We start from the raw sequence: 16062 nt of genomic DNA on the forward strand, positions 1-16062 counted from the left end.
TGGTGCTGGCGTCTTTTCTGCAGCCATCGTTGTGATGAGCCCGCTCGCTGCGCACGCGGAATGTGGACCTTGTATGACGGCGTGCGAGACGCTGCACCCGAATGACGGGACACCCGACAGCTGGTTTGCCTATATGGCGTGTGCGGCTGGCTGCTTCGATAGCAATGGTTTCCCCTGCCAGGGCGGCACTGGCTGACCCCTGCGGATATGTCGTCGCCCTCGCGCTTCACTGCATTGCTCGCTGCAATGTGGGCTGCGGCGGCCTGTAGCAGTGATGCTGGAGGGCTTTCGGACAGTCCGCCAGCTTTTGACCGGGCAATAGAGCTTTTGCCCGGCTTTACGGCATCGGCCCGCGAAAGCTGCGCGTCTCTGAGCGGATACCGGCCGCCGCAGGTCGGAATGGTCTTTGTCTACGCCAGGGAAGATGGAGTGCGGGTCAGCCAGACGATAGAAGCGGTGTCTGGCAGCATCATCGAGAGTTCCTATCGCCCGCTTTCTTGGGCGGTCGCGGACGCCCTCCCCGAACAGAACCGGATTATGACCCAGCGGACGGTGGCTGGTCTGGTGCCTGCAGGGGGGACCGGCCCAACCGGTCGGGAGATCGTTTTCGAACGCCCGGTCACTGAAGCGTTGCGGACGCTCGACGTGGGCCAGGTTGTTTCAGTCGGCATGACCGAGACCAGCCGCTTTGGCGGCAAGACGATGCGGCTCAACCTGCCAGTAGTCATCCGGTATGAGGCTTGCGGCGTGTTGAGGATGGGAGAGGTTGACGAGCCTGTTCGGGTCTATCGTGTATCGTCGGCGGGCCGCAGCCGGACGCGAGAGGGTATCGATGCTGTCCGCCGCTCGGAGACGGCAATCTACCTGTCCGACCGAGCCGGCTTTCCTCTCGCCTATCAGGGCCAGAACGTCACTGTGGCTGAATCTGCTCAGAAGCCCCCGGGTTAGCCTGCCGTTTCCCGCCTGACCTCGTCCGGCGTCGGCACCTGGACCGCCGGGGTCACCGGCAGGCCGGTGGCCTCGGCCACCAGTTCGGCGGTGCGGGCCTCGACCGCCGCTTCCAGCCGCTCCATGAACTCATCCTTGGGCAGGCCGATCGGCAGGGGTTCCAGGAACTCCAGCACCGCCGTGCCGGGCCGTTTCAGAAACTGCTCCTGCGGCCAGAACAGGCCCAGATTGGTCGCCACCGGCACGACCGGCATGTCGAAGTCGCGGTACATGTGCCAGACACCACTGCGATAGCGGAACTTCTCGCCGACCTTCGCCAGATTGCCCTCGGGATAGATCAGGATGCGGCGCCCCTCGGCGCGGGCGTCCTCGGCCCGGCGCTTCAGGGCCGCGCGCGCTTCATGCCCCCCGCAGTTGTTCACGACGATGGCGCCCAGCTTGCGCAGCACCGTGCCCAGCAGCGGGAATTTCTCCAGATGGTCGCCGGTCACAAAGGCCAGGTCGGGGAACTGGTTGTAGACCGAATAGCCGTCGCCCCAGCTCTGGTGCTTGGCCGCGACGATGAAGGCCCCCTCGGGCAGGCGCTCGCGCCCCCGCACCGTCACGCGGATGCCGGCCAGCAGGCGCATGGCCTGCACCATGCGATGCACATAGCGGCGGATGATCCAGCCGGTCGCGCCGCGTCCCGGCAGCAAGGCCGCGAACACGGCCGCCAGACAGTACAGGATCGACAGCGTCCAGTAGGCCGCGGCAAAGGCCAGGCTGCGGGGTCGGCTGAACGGCGCCAGTCGTCCGGCGTCCACGGTGTCAGGCGGCCTGTTCAAGCTGGTCCGCGTCGGTCACCCGGTTCCGCCCGGCCCGCTTGGAGGCATAGAGCGCGGCGTCGGCCCGCTCCAGCAGCGAGGACGGCGTCTCTTCGGGACGAAGTCGGGCATAGCCCGCCGAAATGGTCACGGCGCCCAGTTCGTCATTGGTCGACCGTCGCCGCAGCGCGCGCGAGGCGATTTCCTTGAGCACCGACTTCAGCGCCTGATCGACGGCCGCCGTGCTTTCGTCGGGGAAGATCATGGCGAACTCCTCACCGCCATAGCGGGCCGCGAGGCGGGGCGAGCGGGCCGACCGGCCCAGCACACTGGCCACATAGCGCAGCACCTGATCGCCGGTCTGGTGGCCCCAGGTATCGTTGAACCGCTTGAAATGATCGATGTCGATGACGGCGAGCGTCAGCGCCTTGCCCGTCGCGTGGGCCGCGTCGACCGACCCCTCGAGGTGTTCGTCGAACGCCTTGCGGTTGGCCAGATTGGTCAGGGCGTCGGTCATGGCGTCGCGGCGCACCTGTTCCAGGTGTTCGCGCAGCTTGGCGACCTCGCGGGTCGAGTGTTCCAGCTGCTGTTCCAGCGCACTGTTCTGGCTCTTGGCCTTGTGGGTTGCGTCAGCCAGGGTGCTGACCAGGGTCTTGAGCGTCTCGGGGCTTTCCACCGCGTCCATGCGTCCGCTGGCATCGGCCAGGGTCACGCCGTATTCGACCTGGGACTTGTGGGCATTGGCGATGGTGGTCGCGACGGTGGACAGTTCCTTGTCAAGCATGCGCCCGGCGTCGCGGATTTCCTCGTTCAGACGTCCGCGCGGCAGATATTCCGAGGCCAGCATCTCGGAGGTCGACTCCGAGAACGGCTCCTGCGCCGCCAGGATGCGCCGGATCTCCCGGCCCAGCGCCCCTTCCGGATCGCCGAGATAGTGCAGCCACAGTTCGAAATTGACGGGGGTCGGCCACACACCGGCCGCTTCCATGTCGTCGAGCACGCGCCGGGCCAGCCCATAGGCTTCAGGCCCTCGCACCGTGGTGTCGACCTTGGTCATACGTCATTTCCCCCGAAACCGGCGCCCCGTTCTGGGTCGCTTTCCCGACATTAGGCCGCGAAGCGTAACAGCGGGTTAAACGCGGGAGCCGGTCGTCAGATCGGACGTCTCAGGAAGGCCGGCACGCCCTCATTGCCAAAGGCCGTGCTGTCCGATGCCTTGACGGGGGCCTTGTCGGCCGTATCCGTTTTGGGCGCCGCCTCGGCCTTGTCCGCCTTCTTGCCCCGGCCCGAGCGGCCGCGCGTGCGCGGTTCGGCGTCCTTCTTCGGAGTCTCGGGTGCGGGAGCAGGGGGCGCGGCCTCCGCCGCCGGAGCCTTCGCCTCGGGGGCGGTGTCCTGCGTCGGTTCACCGGCCGGCTTGCGGCGCGAGCGCGAGCGGCGCGGCTTGTCGGCGGGAGGCTCATCCGACGCGGCCTCGGCCTTGGGCGCCTTGTCGGCCCTTTCGGCCTTCGCAGCCGCAGGTTTGCCGCCGCCCGACAGGTCGAGGGTCAGCTCTTCCGGCGTCATCTTGATCAGCTTCAGGACCTTGTCGAGCGCCTTGTCGTCCGACGGCGTCACGATCATGAAGGTCTGGCCGGTCTTTCCGGCCCGGCCCGTGCGGCCGATCCGGTGCACATAGTCGTCGGCGGCGTGCGCCACGTCATAGTTGAACACATGGCTGACGTCGGGAATGTCCAGGCCCCGGGCCGCCACATCGGACGCCACCAGCACCTTCAGATCGCCCGAGCGGAAGTCCGCCAGCGTCTTCATGCGCAGGCTCTGGTCCAGGTCGCCGTGGATGGGCGCGGCATCGAAGCCGTGCCGTTTCAGCGACTTGGCGACGACATCGACGTCGGACTTGCGGTTACAGAAGACGATACCGTTCTTGACGTCGTCGCGTGCCACCAGCGCCCGCAGCGCCTCGCGCTTCAGCTTGGGGTCGCTGCGCGGGATGCGCACCAGATACTGGGTGATGGTCTCGGCCGTCATCGCCGGGCGCGAGGCCTCGATGCGGGTCGGATCCTTCAGGAATTGGGTGGTCAGGCGCGTGATCTCCGGCGGCATGGTGGCCGAGAAGAACAGCGTCTGGCGCCGCGGCGGCGTCAGCTTGAAGATGCGCTCGATGTCGGGGATGAAGCCCATGTCCAGCATGCGGTCGGCCTCGTCGACCACCATCAGCTCGACCCCGGTCAGCAGCATTTTGCCGCGATCGAACAGGTCCAGCAGGCGGCCGGGCGTGGCGATCAGCACATCCACGCCCTTGTTCAGCGCGGCGACCTGATCGCCCATGGACACGCCGCCGATCAGCAGCACCCAGTTCAGCTTGGTGCCCTTGGCGTATTTGGCAAAGCTCTCGGCCACCTGGTCGGCCAGTTCGCGGGTCGGCGCCAGCACCAGGGCGCGCGGCATACGGGCCTTGGCCCGCCCGGATGCCAGTCGCTCGACCAGCGGCAGGGTGAAGGCGGCGGTCTTGCCGGTCCCGGTCTGGGCGATCCCAAGGACATCGCGTCCGGCGAGGGCCACGGGAATGGCCTGGGCCTGGATCGGGGTGGCGGAGGTATAGCCCGTGTCAGTCACGGCCTTCAGCGTCGTGGGCGAAAGGCCCAGCTGGGTAAAGTCGGTCATTCAAACCTTGTATGTTCGGGAGGAAAAGTCAGGCGGGCCCCCGTGTGGAGCCGACTGTGCGCGAAACCGCCCCTCTGGGCGTGCGGGCGGCCCCGTTGCCGTTCCTGTCCCGAGCACGAGCGCCGCATATAGATATCCACACGGCGAAGTCAAGTATTTGGCGCGTCAGCGATCTTGCAAATCCTTACAGATCGTTAATAGTTCGTCCCGGGAGAGTTCAGAGGGGAGGGGGCCGCGCATGCGCAGGTCAATTGTCGGATTTGTCCTGGCCGCGGGGCTCGCGCTCCTGCCGGCGTCGTCGCTACGGGCGGGTGACAGTCGGGCGGACGAGGTGCCGGCCTTCATGGCGGTGGCCTTCGACAACACCGTCATGTCCCATTATCCCGACGGCGGCTGGGTCAAGCACTGGTTCAACCGCGACGGCAGCTATGAAGGGCGCTTTTCCGACGGGCGCCGCATCACTGCCCGCTGGGAGGTGGATCGCAACCGGGTCTGCCTCGACCGAATCCGCCCCGGCTTCATGATCCCGCGCTTCTGCAGCGACATCGTCGAGGCCGAGATCGGCGACAGCTGGATGGCTCGTGACCCTCTGGGCCGACGGGTCCGCAACACCCTGGTGCGGGGTCGAAGCTGACAATTCGACCATTTCGATACGGTAATTTAATACCGTACGAAGAAAGCCATTTTAGAACAATGCCTTAACGTCTAAACCGTGCTCGAACCGGCATTGACGGCGCTGCGGCGATCCTGTAGCAGCCCGCCTTCAATCCGGCGCACCGCATTCTCTGGGGCGTCATCCGACCATCAGGACCTCAGACATGCTGAAGAGCACCACGGCTTCGCTGAAGCCGGCCGATGTCGAGAAGAAGTGGATCCACATCGATGCCGAAGGCGTCGTGGTGGGCCGTCTTGCGACCTTCATCGCCAACCGTCTGCGCGGCAAGCACCGCCCGGACTACACCCCCCACGTCGATTGCGGCGACTATGTCATCGTGACCAACGTCGACAAGGTCGTCTTCACCGGCGCCAAGCTGACCGACAAGGTCTACTACCGTCACACGGGTCACCCGGGCGGTATCAAGGAAACCACGCCCGAGAAGGTCCTGAACGGCCGCTTCCCCGAGCGCGTCCTTGAAAAGGCCGTCGAGCGTATGCTGCCCAAGGAAAGCCCCCTGGCCCGCAAGCAGATGACGCACCTGCGCCTGTTCGCCGGCAGCGCGCATACCCACGAAGCCCAACAGCCGGAAACGATCGACTTCAAGTCGGCCAACTCCAAGAACATCCGGACCGTCTGATCATGACCGACGCGACCAACACCGACACCGCCGCAACCGGCTTTGACGCCCTGAAGGGCATGGGCTCCACCGAGGCCGAGGCCCCGGTTCACGTCCAGAAGCTCGACAAGCTGGGCCGCGCCTATTCGACCGGCAAGCGCAAGAACGCCATCGCCCGCGTCTGGGTGAAGCCCGGCTCGGGCAAGATCACCGTCAACGGCAAGGAGCTGGCCCAGTATTTCGCCCGCCCCGTGCTGCAGATGATGGTCGCCCAGCCGCTGACCGTCTCGGACCGCACCACCCAGTTCGACGTGGTCTGCACCGTCGAGGGCTCGGGCCTCTCGGGCCAGGCCGGCGCCATCCGCCACGGCCTGTCGCACGCCCTGACCCACTACGAGCCGGAACTGCGCAAGGTCCTCAAGCCCCACGGCTTCCTGACCCGCGACAGCCGCGTCGTCGAGCGCAAGAAGTACGGCCGCGCCAAGGCCCGCCGTTCGTTCCAGTTCTCGAAGCGCTAAGGCTCTTCAGATACGCTACGGAAGAGGGCGCCCGGGAAACCGCGGCGCCCTTTTTCTTTAGGGTATTCGTCTCCTCCCCATCTTGATGGGGAGGGGGACCCTGCGAAGCCTTGGCGAAGCAGGGTGGAGGGGCTCTTCACTGCGCGCACGCCGCCCAGAACCCCCGCCGTCACGTCGGCTTCGCCGCCGCGCCACCTCCCCGACTTCGTCAGGGAGGAGACAGAAAGTCCGTCATCCTCGGGCTTGACCCGAGGATCGGTGCCGCCCGCGACGGGAAACGGTCTGGATGGACCGATCCTCCGATCAAGTCGGAGGATGACGATGGGCTGAACGGCGCAGCTATAAAAACAGCCCCCGAAATCCCCCGTCCTTTCAACACCCCCACCCTTTCTCGCACCGTTCTTCCCGCCTCACCCCGGCCCTGTGCAAACCTTCTCCCGTCCCGTCGCGCGGAGGGCTCGTAAGGCCTGCGACCTTGTGAGCGGCGGGAGCGATGGAGCGGGATCGGGCAAAGCGTGCCCGAGCACCCTCGATCTCCGCCTCCGGGCGCGTGATCAGGGCAAGGGTCGAGGGGGATACTCGGCCGTTCCGGGACTGAATGCAGGTTCAGCCCGCCCGTCGGAGGCGCTGCGGTAAGGCCCGAACACGGCCACCCGACGCAAGCTTCCGGAAAACCACCGCGCGGAGCGTCAGCCTTCGTCGAAACGGTAAACTCTAACTCATCCGGGCGAAGGCCCGGCGCTCCGCCCGCCCTCCAACCCGCCGCAACCACGGACGGTGGCCTTGGCGCGTCTCCGCCCCTCTCGCCACTCGTGCTCAGGCTCCCCATATCCCCGCCAAAAGGGGCCCCTCATGTCGAACCTCAAGCTGGACCATCTGACCCTGCTGGTGACCTCGATCGAGGCCAGCAGGCCCTTCTATGAAACGCTGCTGCCGCTGCTGGGCTTTCACCGAACCACGCGCGAGAACTGGACCGACGGGCAGGGCTTCTTCCTGCAGTTCCTGCCAGCCAGGCCCGAGACCCGGCCCTATGAGCGATACGGCGCCGGCCTCAACCACCTGGGGTTCGGGGCGCCCGATGCCGAAACCGTCACGGCCATCCGCGACGCCATGCAGGCCGCAGGGCTTGAGGTTCCGGAAATTCAGGACCTCGGGGGTGCAAAGGCCCTGTTCCTCAAGGACCCGGACGGCCTAAGGTTCGAGATTACCTGGTACCCGCCCGGCGTGGCGGTTGTTGATTGAGACACAGATGCCCCACACCCTGTTCATTGATGGCGAAGCCGGCACCACGGGCCTTGAGATCCGCGAGCGGGTCGAGGGGCGATCCGACCTCGAGCTGATCCTGCTGGGCGACCGCAGGCGCGATCCCGAGGCCCGGCGCGAAGCCTTGAACAGCGCCGAGGCCGTCATCCTGTGCCTGCCCGACGATGCGGCGCGCGAGGCTGTGGCCATGGTCGAAAATCCGTCCGTCCGGGTGATCGATGCCTCGACCGCCTACCGCGTCGCGCCCGGCTGGACCTATGGCTTTCCCGAACTGCGCCCGGGCCAGCGCGAGGCCGTGGCCGGCTCGACCCGCGTGTCCAACCCGGGCTGCTATCCGACCGGCTTTCTGGCCCTGGTGGCGCCGCTGGTGCGCGCGGGCCTGATCCCTGCCGACTGGCCGGTCAGCGTCAACGCCGTCTCGGGCTATTCCGGCGGCGGCAAGGCCATGATCGCAGAATTCGAGGACGGCACCCCCGATCCCTTCCGGGCCTACGGTCTCACCCTGAAGCACAAGCACGTGCCGGAAATGACGAAACATGCAGGACTTTCCCGTCCTGTCCTGTTCTCTCCGGCAGTCGGTAACTACCGTCAGGGCATGCTGGTCGAGGTGCCGCTGCACCTGTCGGCCCTGCCGTCTCCCTCGTCGATCGAGGTGATCCATGGCGCGCTCGTCGAGGCCTATGACGGCGCCCGGTTCGTCGAGGTGGCTCCGCTGGAGGAGACCGAGGCCATGACCGGCCTGACCCCCGAAGGCCTCAACGGCACCAACCGCCTACGCCTGCACGTGTTCGGCGACCGCGACGGCCATCAGGCGCGCCTGGTCGCCCTGCTGGACAATCTGGGCAAGGGCGCCTCGGGCGCCGCGGTCCAGAACCTCAATCTCATGCTGGGTCTGGACGAGGGGGCGGGTCTGACCTGAAACCCTTCGGGGCCGGGCGCCGTATATGGATCATGACCCAAGCGCTCCTTCGTCGCCGCACCCTTCTGGCCGGTCTGGGCGGACTGGCCCTCGCCGGCTGTTCGTCCGAAACGGCCAGCGCCGGTGACCCCCGCTTCGCCGACTCGCCGTTTCGTCGCCTGACCGAGGACCAGTGGCGCGCCCGCCTGTCCGGACCATCGTTCAACGTCCTGCGGCGCGAGGCGACCGAGCGGCCCTTCACCAGCCCTCTGAATGACGAGCACCGCGACGGCATCTTCCTGTGCCGGGGCTGCGAGCTGCCGCTGTTCCAGTCGCGCTGGAAGTACGACTCCCGGACCGGCTGGCCCAGCTTCTACGATGTGATCTCGCGCAACATCGGCACCAGGACCGACTACCGCATCGGCGTGCCGCGCACAGAATACCACTGTGCCCGCTGCCTCGGGCATCAGGGCCACGTCTTCGACGACGGCCCGCGCCCCACGGGCAAACGCTACTGCAACAACGGCGTCGCCCTGATCTTCCGACCGGCCTAGGCCGTGCGTGCCGCCAGCGCCGACTGGACCGTCAGGCCGAACCACACGCCGGCGATGACGATCAGGATGCCGTAGTCATAGCCCGGCACGAACACCGGAATGGCCGCGCCGATCAGGGTCAGCAGCGGCAGGATCGACGCCCAGATGGCCGCGCCCGGATAGCCCGGCTGGATCATCGGCTGGGCCCTGCGGCCCATCCGCTTCAGCATCCAGCCGTTCATCAGGACGAACAGCACGGGCACCAGCAGGGCGATCAGCACATACTTCAGCGTCTGGTCCGTCCGCCCGTACAGCGACGTCGTCAGCACCTGCAGCGCATAGGCCGTGCCCGTGGTCACGGCCAGCATCAGATTGGGGCCAGCCGTCACGACCGCACCTTCACATAGCTGCCGGGCGCGGGCTCGATCGGGGGCAGGGGGCCGGCCTCGGGATCCCGCACCTTCACCTTCGGCCCCGACCGCTTCGACAGCCATGCCGCCCAGTGCGGCCACCAGCTGCCGGGGTGCTCCTCGGCCCCCTCCATCCAGGCGTCGAAGGTCTCGGGCAGGGCGTCGTTCGTCCAGTGGGCATACTTCCGGGCCGAGGGGGGATTGATCACCCCGGCGATGTGGCCCGAGCCCGCCAGCGTCAGCGTCACATCGGCGCCGCTGAACGCCCGGGCCGAGCGATAGACGGAACGCGTTGGAGCGATATGGTCCTCGCGGCTGGCCTGGAAGTAGAGGGGAATGGCCACCTTCGACAGGTCGATCGTCACTCCGCCCAGTTCGAACTGGCCCTGCGTCAGGGCATTCCGCCCATACATCGAGCGCAGATAGTCCATGTGCAGCCGCTTCGGCATCCGCGTCTGGTCCGCATTCCAGAACAGCAGGTCAAAGGCCGGCGGGTCCTTGCCCATCAGATAGTTGGAGACGAAGAACGACCAGATCAGATCATTGGCCCGGAGCGCATTGAAGGTGTCGGCCATGGCACTGCCGGGCAGCACGCCGCCGGCCTCGTCCATCTGGCGCTCGATCTCCTCCAGCCAGTGCTCGTCGGTGAACAGCAGCAGATCGCCGGCCTCGGCAAAGTCGTGCTGGGCGGCAAAGAAGGTCGTCGCGCCGACATCCTTGCGGCCCGTCGCCGCCATATGGCCCAGGGCCGCGCCCATCAGCGTCCCGCCGATGCAGTATCCGACCGTGTTGACGGTCTCGGTGCCGCACTGCTCGCGCACCTTGTCGATGGCGCGATAGATGCCCTTCTCCAGATAGTCGTCAAAGCCGTAGCCCGCCTTGTCGGCATCCGGATTGACCCAAGAGCAGACGAAGACGCTGAAGCCCTGCTCCGACAGCCAGCGGATCATGGAATTGGCCGGCTGCAGGTCCAGGATGTAGAATTTGTTGATCCAGGGCGGGAAGATCAGCAGCGGGATGTCGTGCTGCTGCTCCGTCGCCGGGGCGTACTGGATCAGCTCGAACAGGTCGTCGCGCCACACCACCTGGCCCGGGGCGGTGGCGACGTTCTCGCCCACCCGGAAGCGGTCATAGTCGGCCTGGCTGATCTTCAGCTTGCCGCCCCCGCGCTCCATGTCGGCGGCGAAATTCTGCATCCCCTTGACCAGAGACTCGCCGTTGCTCTCGGCCAGCGCCTTCAGTGCCACCGGGTTGGACGCCAGGAAGTTCGAGGGCGAGAAGGCATCCGTCAGCAGGCGGGTGAAGAACTCGGCCCGGCGCTTGGTCCGCGGATCGACGTCCTCGACCGAGGACACCAGCTCGTTCATCCAGTCGGCTGACAGCTGGTAGGAACGGCGCATGATGTCGAAGGTCGGGTTCTCGCTCCATGCCGGGTCCTTGAAGCGCTTGTCCGGGCGTCCCGCCGGCGCGGGCACCCCCTGCGTCTGGCTGGCGGTCGACGACCACAGGTCCATATAGCGGGTGAACAGATCGGCCTGGGCCTGGAACAGCTTGTCCGGCCGCGCGGCCAGACCGGTCATCACCGAGGTCAGGGCCGGGCCGACATTGAACGGGTCCGGGTTGAGCGCTGCCGGCCGTCCGGCCTGGCTCATCGCCGATTCGGCCATGGCGGCCTGGGCCATCATCGCCGCCCGAGCGAGATTCATGGACAGGGCCCCGAGGTCGGGCAGGGCGGTTTCCGGCGTGCCGGGCGCGGTCGCCTGTCGTGCCTGCGCCTCGGGGCCGGGCGCCGGCTGTTCCGCTTCCGGCTCCGGACGCGGCGCGGATTGTCGGGGTCTGGCGCTGCCCTTTGCCGAGGTCGGCCGGCCCGCCTTGCGCGGCGCGCGGGCACCGGCTTTCGGGCGAGGGCTGTCGGACTCAGTCGGGCGTTTCGCCATGGTTTCCTCTCAATGGGGCGGGATCCTTGTCGACCCGGCCGGGGAATGCCGCCCCGGATCGCGTCCTTGCCCTTTCTTGCGCCGGGATCATGACATATGACCGTGCCCGATATGAATGCGCAGCAGGCGAAAAAGTGGGCGATGACCGGCCTCGGCCTCGCGGCGGGGCTGTCCCTCGCTGCCTGTGCCACGCCTGGCGCCGAAACTGCTGGTGAGGCCATCGCGCCGCTGTCGCCGCGAATCACGGCGCTGATTGACGCCAATCGTGGCTACCCGGACTGGCGGGACTTCCCCCGACAGGGCACGCCGCCGCCGTCCGCGGTCGAGGTCGCGGGCCGCGTGACCGCTCTGGATTCGGCCTCGTCGGAAGCGGCGGCCCAGGTCGCGGCCATCGACTGGACGCTCGAGGACCCCGAAGGCTTCGCCCGTCGCGTCGCCGACGACATTGCCGCCCGGCCGATCGCGCCCGCCACGCTCCAGACCCGCGAGGAGGTCGAGGCCTTTGCCCAGGGCCTTCGCGACCGGGGCCGCGCCCCACCCCCCATTCCCAGACGGTGAGTCCGGGTACACAGCCATAACAATGCCGCGGACCGCCGGTCACGCGACCCTCAGGAGACACTCATGGCCCAGGACGCCAAACCCTACGTTTCCAGCCTGCCGTTCGACGCGGTGCGTGTGACGGAGCTGGCCGCCATCGCGGCCTCGTCCCTCGTCGGCCGGGGCGATGAGAAGGCGGCCGACCAGGTCGCGGTGGATGCCATGCGCACGGCGCTGAACGCGCTCGACATCGACGGCAAGATCGTGATCGGCGAGGGCGAGCGGGACGAGGCCCCCATGCTCTACATCGGCGAGAAGGTCGGCACCGGTCAGGGCCCGGCCATCGACATCGCGCTCGATCCGCTGGAGGGCACCACCCTGACGGCCAAGGCCATGGCCAATGCCCTGGCGGTGCTGGCCATGTCGCCCGGCGGTGGCATGCTGCACGCCCCCGATACCTATATGGACAAGATCGCGGTCGGCCCGGGCTACGAGCCGGGTCTGGTCGATCTGGACCGCAGCCCCGAGGACAACGTCATGGCGCTGGCCCGGGCCAAGGGGGTCAAGCCCGGCGAGATCACCGTCTGCGTCATGGACCGGCCGCGCCACGCCGACCTGATCGCCGCCCTGCGCGGTGTGGGCGCCCGGGTGCTGCTGATCACCGACGGCGACGTCGCCGGAGTCATCCACACGACCGAGCCCGAGACCGGCATCGACCTCTATCTGGGGTCGGGCGGGGCGCCCGAGGGCGTGCTGGCCGCTGCGGCCCTCAAATGCGTGGGCGGCCAGTTCCAGGGCCGGCTGATCTTCCGCAATGACGACGAGCGCGCCCGCGCCGAGCGTACCGGCGTCACCGACTTCGACCGCAAGTACGATCTCCACGAACTGGTCTCCAAGGACGCCATCTTCGTCGCGACCGGCGTCACCAAGGGCGCCCTGCTGGATGGCGTGCGCCATGTCGGCGGCCGGATCGAGACCCACACCCTGGTGATGGACTCCTTCAGCCGCACGGTGCGTCGCATCCGCACCTCGCGCCCCGCCTGACGCGCGGGTGGAGGCGGAACGGACAGGACCGACGCCGGCCTTCCTCGGGGTCGAACGCTCCCTGTCGGGACGGCAGTGGCTGGAGCGCCCGCACGATCCGGCCATTGCCCGCGCCCACGCCCAGGCGCTGGGACTGGGCGAGCCGCTGGCCCGCGCCCTGGCCTCGCGGGGGGTGGGAGCGGAGGAGGGGGCTGATTTCCTCGATCCGACCCTGCGCGCCCTGTTCCCGGACCCATCCAGTTTTGCCGACATGGATGCGGCGGCCTCGGCCATCGTCGATGCCCTTGAGCGTCGCGCGAGCATCCACGTCTTTGCCGACTATGACGTGGACGGGGCGTCCAGTGCCGCCCTGCTGGTCCGCTGGTTCCGCGAGATGGGGCACGAGCTGCCCCTCTATGTTCCCGACCGGCTGACCGAAGGCTACGGGCCCAGCCCCCGCGCCTTCGACACGCTGAAGGCCGCGGGCGCCGATCTGGTCATCACGGTCGACTGCGGCGCGGCCGCCGAGGTCGCCCTGGCCCATGCCGCCGCCATCGACCTCGGCGTCGTGGTCGTCGATCACCATCTCATGCGGGGCGAGGCCCCGGCCTGTCTGGCGGTGGTCAATCCCAACCGGGCCGACTGTCGCTCGGGACAGGGCAATCTTGCGGCCGCGGGCGTGGTGTTCGTGCTGCTGGCCGCCCTGAACCGCGAGGCCCGCAGGCGCGGCCTGTTCGAAGGGCGCAGCGAGCCCGACATCCGCCGCTGGCTGGACCTGGCGGCGCTGGGCGCCATCTGTGACGTGACCGCCCTGACCGGCTTCAACCGGGCGCTGGCGCGGCTGGGGCTACAGGTCATGTCGTCCTGGGCCAATCCCGGGCTCAGCGCCCTTCTGTCCGTCGCCGGCGGTGAGCCGGGCGAGGCCCGAAGCAATCACGCCGGCTTCATCCTCGGCCCGCGCATCAATGCCGGGGGCCGGATCGGACGTGCGGACCTGGGCGCGCGTCTGCTGTCGACGGACGACCCCGACGAGGCCTTGGCCCTGGCCCGCGAACTGGATGCCCTGAATCTGGCGCGGCGCGAGGTCGAGGCCGAGGTCACCGAGGCCGCCGTCCGGCTGGGCGAGGCCCAGGGCGTGGAGGATCCCGCAGTCGCCGCCGCCGTCATTGCGGGCGAGGGCTGGCACCCCGGCGTGGTCGGCATTGTCGCCGGCCGTCTGCGCGAGCGCTGGCGCAAGCCGGTGGTCGTGATCGGCCTCGATCCCGTCAACGGCATCGGCAAGGGCTCGGGCCGGTCCCAGCCCGGTTATAACCTCGGGCGGGCAGTTCAACAGGCCTCCGATGAGGGGATCCTGATGGCCGGCGGCGGTCACGCCATGGCGGCGGGCCTGACGGTCCGGACCGACCGGATCGACGCCCTGCGCGACTATCTGAACACCACCCTGACGGCCCAGACCGATGCCGAGGCCGCGCGCGCCCTCGACGCCGTGCTGATCGACGCCCTGATCGAGCCGGGAGCCGCCGACCGGGCCCTGCTGGACGCCTTCGAACGGCTGGCGCCCTTCGGTCCCGGCAATCCGGAGCCTGTATTCGCCCTCGAGCGCGTCCGGGCCGTCGATGTGCGCGCCATGAAGGGCGGGCACCTGCGCTGTCAGCTGCGCGGCGCGGACGGCCGGACCGTTCGCGCAGTGGCCTGGCGGTGTGCGGATCAGGAGACCGGACAGGCCCTCGCGGCCGGTGGCGCGCTCAATATCGTCGGCCGTCTGAAGCCCGACGACTGGAACGGCCGACGGGGGGTTCAGCTGGAAATTGACGACGTCGCCGATCCCAGACGACTTTGATCGATTCAGTTGGCCAAAGAGGGTTGCAAGCGTCGGAATCGCCCGCTATATCGCCGTCCTCCCGCGCAGCGGTCCCTTCGTCTATCGGTTAGGACGCTAGGTTTTCAACCTAGAAAGAGGGGTTCGATTCCCCTAGGGACTGCCACGCGGGAGTATTCCCCCCGACAATTTATTGCGTCCGTCCCGCGCTTTGCGGTCAGTCGTCGTTCTGACACTGCTTCGCATTTGCAACCTAAGGTGTAAAACCGGCGTTTTCGCACTCCACACGCTTCGCCGAACCGTGTTAAGCATCCTCTGTCTGCTGTCGCGGGCGGGGGTGTTTGACTGTGTCTGATACAGAGGGGCTTGATACGCCGGGGACGATCGAGATCGTCGGCAAGGTCAAGTGGTTCGATCCCGGCAAGGGATACGGGTTCATCGTTCCGGACGATCCGGACATGACGGACCTCAAGGATGTGCTGCTGCACATCAGCAATCTGCGCGACACCGGTCGCGACACGGCGCCCGAGGGCGCCGAAATCCGCTGTGAATGCGTGCGCCGGCCCAAGGGCTGGCAGGTGCTCGAGGTTCTGGACCTCCAGGAAGACGCCGCCGATACGACGCCCGCCCGTCGCACGGGCTATGACGGGTTGCGCGCCCTCGGCCGGGGTGAGGGGGCCTCATCCGTCGCGGCCTCGGGGCTCCCGCTCGAGCCGGCGGTCGTCAAATGGTTCAATCGCACCAAGGGATATGGTTTTGTGGTGCGCGACGACGCCGAGGGCGATATCTTCGTGCACGTCGAGACCCTGCGCCGCTGCGGCATAGAGGACCTGCTGCCGGGCGATCCGGTTCAGGTTCGATTCGCCGAGGGCCCCAAGGGCCTCGTGGTCGCTGAAATCAGAATGGGTGGGGCCCGCTCCACCTGACGAAAGAGGTGGAACAGGTGTTCAAGCGTTACCTTCCTGCTGCGGCGCTCTGCGCGGCCCTTCTGTTCACCGGCGCCTGCGCCCAGGAATCCACGACCGGTGACGGCCAGACCTTGCCGGTCGAAGCCCTGACCATCGTCACCGACAAGGGCAGCTTCGACTTCGACGTCGAGATCGCCGACGATCAGGAAGAGCGCGCCCGCGGCTTGATGTACCGTCCGCCGCTGGCCGATGATCGCGGCATGCTGTTCCAGTTCCCGGACGTGGCCGAGCGGGCCTTCTGGATGCAGAACACACCCAGCTCGCTCGACATCGTCTATCTGGATCCGCAGGGCTGTATCGTCTCGATTGCCTCGCACACCACCCCCTATGCCGAGACGACCTATCCCTCCAACGGGGCTGCCAAGGGCGTGCTTGAGGTACGGGCCGGCCGCATGGCCGAGATCGGCGCCGGACCGGGCGACCGCATCCGTCACCCCTTCTTCGACACCCAGAAACCGTGCGGTTCATAG

The 16062-nt window shown here is 67.6% G+C and carries 17 protein-coding genes and 1 tRNA gene; 13 read left to right on the forward strand and 5 right to left on the reverse strand.

What is annotated here, in order from left to right:
• The first annotated feature begins 399 nt into the window (after positions 1-399).
• Entirely contained in the window at positions 400-948 is a 549-nt protein-coding gene (locus J7346_RS02470; RefSeq protein WP_209117446.1) for a hypothetical protein, read from the forward strand.
• Here J7346_RS02470 and J7346_RS02475 read toward each other — a convergent pair.
• The 3 genes from J7346_RS02475 to J7346_RS02485 form a co-directional block, all read right to left on the reverse strand.
• Positions 945-1772: a 1-acyl-sn-glycerol-3-phosphate acyltransferase gene (locus J7346_RS02475; RefSeq protein ID WP_245157591.1), complete on the reverse strand. Its 828-nt coding sequence runs from the start codon at positions 1770-1772 to the stop codon at positions 945-947. The two genes, J7346_RS02470 and J7346_RS02475, sit on opposite strands and share 4 nt — an antisense overlap.
• Positions 1756-2808, reverse strand: a complete 1053-nt coding sequence (locus tag J7346_RS02480) for a GGDEF domain-containing protein (RefSeq protein WP_209117448.1) — start codon at positions 2806-2808, stop codon at positions 1756-1758. Before J7346_RS02480 ends, J7346_RS02475 begins: the two co-directional genes overlap by 17 nt.
• A gap of 95 nt (positions 2809-2903) precedes the next feature.
• A complete protein-coding gene (locus J7346_RS02485) occupies positions 2904-4412 on the reverse strand; it encodes a DEAD/DEAH box helicase (protein WP_209117450.1) in 1509 nt (502 codons plus the stop codon).
• A 238-nt stretch (positions 4413-4650) separates the two neighbouring features.
• Here J7346_RS02485 and J7346_RS02490 point away from each other — a divergent pair, with 238 nt between their 5' ends.
• From J7346_RS02490 to msrB, 6 genes are all read left to right on the forward strand, one after another.
• Positions 4651-5046 (forward strand): hypothetical protein, encoded by a 396-nt coding sequence (locus tag J7346_RS02490; protein ID WP_209117452.1) that lies wholly within the window; start codon positions 4651-4653, stop codon positions 5044-5046.
• 187 nt (positions 5047-5233) lie between these two features.
• Entirely contained in the window at positions 5234-5707 is a 474-nt protein-coding gene (rplM, locus tag J7346_RS02495; protein ID WP_209118032.1) for a 50S ribosomal protein L13, read from the forward strand.
• 2 nt (positions 5708-5709) lie between these two features.
• On the forward strand, positions 5710-6204 hold the full coding sequence (gene rpsI, locus J7346_RS02500) for a 30S ribosomal protein S9 (RefSeq protein ID WP_209117453.1): 495 nt from the start codon (positions 5710-5712) through the stop codon (positions 6202-6204).
• 852 nt (positions 6205-7056) lie between these two features.
• Positions 7057-7446 (forward strand): VOC family protein, encoded by a 390-nt coding sequence (locus J7346_RS02505; protein ID WP_209117455.1) that lies wholly within the window; start codon positions 7057-7059, stop codon positions 7444-7446.
• Between the two features lie 7 nt (positions 7447-7453).
• Complete coding sequence (gene argC / locus J7346_RS02510; RefSeq protein WP_209117457.1) at positions 7454-8386, forward strand: N-acetyl-gamma-glutamyl-phosphate reductase; 933 nt, start codon at positions 7454-7456, stop codon at positions 8384-8386.
• Between the two features lie 32 nt (positions 8387-8418).
• Positions 8419-8919 carry a peptide-methionine (R)-S-oxide reductase MsrB gene (gene msrB, locus J7346_RS02515; RefSeq protein WP_209117459.1) on the forward strand — a complete coding sequence of 167 codons (501 nt, stop codon included), beginning with the start codon at positions 8419-8421 and terminating at the stop codon, positions 8917-8919.
• On the opposite strand, the gene J7346_RS02520 is transcribed toward msrB, so the two are convergent.
• Positions 8916-9287 (reverse strand): hypothetical protein, encoded by a 372-nt coding sequence (locus J7346_RS02520; protein ID WP_209117461.1) that lies wholly within the window; start codon positions 9285-9287, stop codon positions 8916-8918. The genes msrB and J7346_RS02520 overlap by 4 nt on opposite strands.
• The gene (gene phaC, locus J7346_RS02525; protein WP_209117463.1) at positions 9284-11245 is read right to left on the reverse strand and encodes a class I poly(R)-hydroxyalkanoic acid synthase; all 1962 of its coding nucleotides are present in this window, start codon (positions 11243-11245) and stop codon (positions 9284-9286) included. Before phaC ends, J7346_RS02520 begins: the two co-directional genes overlap by 4 nt.
• 96 nt (positions 11246-11341) lie before the next feature.
• Between phaC and J7346_RS02530 the strand changes: the two genes are divergently transcribed.
• The 6 genes from J7346_RS02530 (at position 11342) to J7346_RS02555 (ending at position 16062) form a co-directional block, all read left to right on the forward strand.
• A complete protein-coding gene (locus tag J7346_RS02530; RefSeq protein ID WP_209117465.1) occupies positions 11342-11803 on the forward strand; it encodes a hypothetical protein in 462 nt (153 codons plus the stop codon).
• Between the two features lie 63 nt (positions 11804-11866).
• Entirely contained in the window at positions 11867-12826 is a 960-nt protein-coding gene (glpX, locus tag J7346_RS02535; protein ID WP_209117467.1) for a class II fructose-bisphosphatase, read from the forward strand.
• Positions 12827-12833: 7 nt separating this feature from the next.
• Positions 12834-14645 carry a single-stranded-DNA-specific exonuclease RecJ gene (gene recJ, locus J7346_RS02540; RefSeq protein ID WP_348521438.1) on the forward strand — a complete coding sequence of 604 codons (1812 nt, stop codon included), beginning with the start codon at positions 12834-12836 and terminating at the stop codon, positions 14643-14645.
• A gap of 70 nt (positions 14646-14715) precedes the next feature.
• A tRNA-Glu gene (locus J7346_RS02545) sits at positions 14716-14790 on the forward strand.
• A gap of 181 nt (positions 14791-14971) precedes the next feature.
• The gene (locus J7346_RS02550; RefSeq protein WP_209117469.1) at positions 14972-15550 is read left to right on the forward strand and encodes a cold-shock protein; all 579 of its coding nucleotides are present in this window, start codon (positions 14972-14974) and stop codon (positions 15548-15550) included.
• Between the two features lie 17 nt (positions 15551-15567).
• Complete coding sequence (locus tag J7346_RS02555; protein ID WP_209117471.1) at positions 15568-16062, forward strand: DUF192 domain-containing protein; 495 nt, start codon at positions 15568-15570, stop codon at positions 16060-16062.

The sequence above is a fragment of the Brevundimonas sp. A19_0 genome (assembly GCF_017744255.1).
Taxonomy (GTDB): domain Bacteria; phylum Pseudomonadota; class Alphaproteobacteria; order Caulobacterales; family Caulobacteraceae; genus Brevundimonas.

Coding starts and splice junctions, on each gene's coding strand:
- J7346_RS02485 (WP_209117450.1), bottom strand. CDS start 4,412: ATGACCGACTTTACCCAGCTGGGCCTTTCGCCCACGACGCTGAAGGCC.
- J7346_RS02490 (WP_209117452.1), top strand. CDS start 4,651: ATGCGCAGGTCAATTGTCGGATTTGTCCTGGCCGCGGGGCTCGCGCTC.
- J7346_RS02505 (WP_209117455.1), top strand. CDS start 7,057: ATGTCGAACCTCAAGCTGGACCATCTGACCCTGCTGGTGACCTCGATC.
- glpX (WP_209117467.1), top strand. CDS start 11,867: ATGGCCCAGGACGCCAAACCCTACGTTTCCAGCCTGCCGTTCGACGCG.
- J7346_RS02530 (WP_209117465.1), top strand. CDS start 11,342: ATGACCGTGCCCGATATGAATGCGCAGCAGGCGAAAAAGTGGGCGATG.
- argC (WP_209117457.1), top strand. CDS start 7,454: ATGCCCCACACCCTGTTCATTGATGGCGAAGCCGGCACCACGGGCCTT.
- J7346_RS02480 (WP_209117448.1), bottom strand. CDS start 2,808: ATGACCAAGGTCGACACCACGGTGCGAGGGCCTGAAGCCTATGGGCTG.
- J7346_RS02470 (WP_209117446.1), top strand. CDS start 400: ATGGTCTTTGTCTACGCCAGGGAAGATGGAGTGCGGGTCAGCCAGACG.
- msrB (WP_209117459.1), top strand. CDS start 8,419: ATGACCCAAGCGCTCCTTCGTCGCCGCACCCTTCTGGCCGGTCTGGGC.
- rpsI (WP_209117453.1), top strand. CDS start 5,710: ATGACCGACGCGACCAACACCGACACCGCCGCAACCGGCTTTGACGCC.
- phaC (WP_209117463.1), bottom strand. CDS start 11,245: ATGGCGAAACGCCCGACTGAGTCCGACAGCCCTCGCCCGAAAGCCGGT.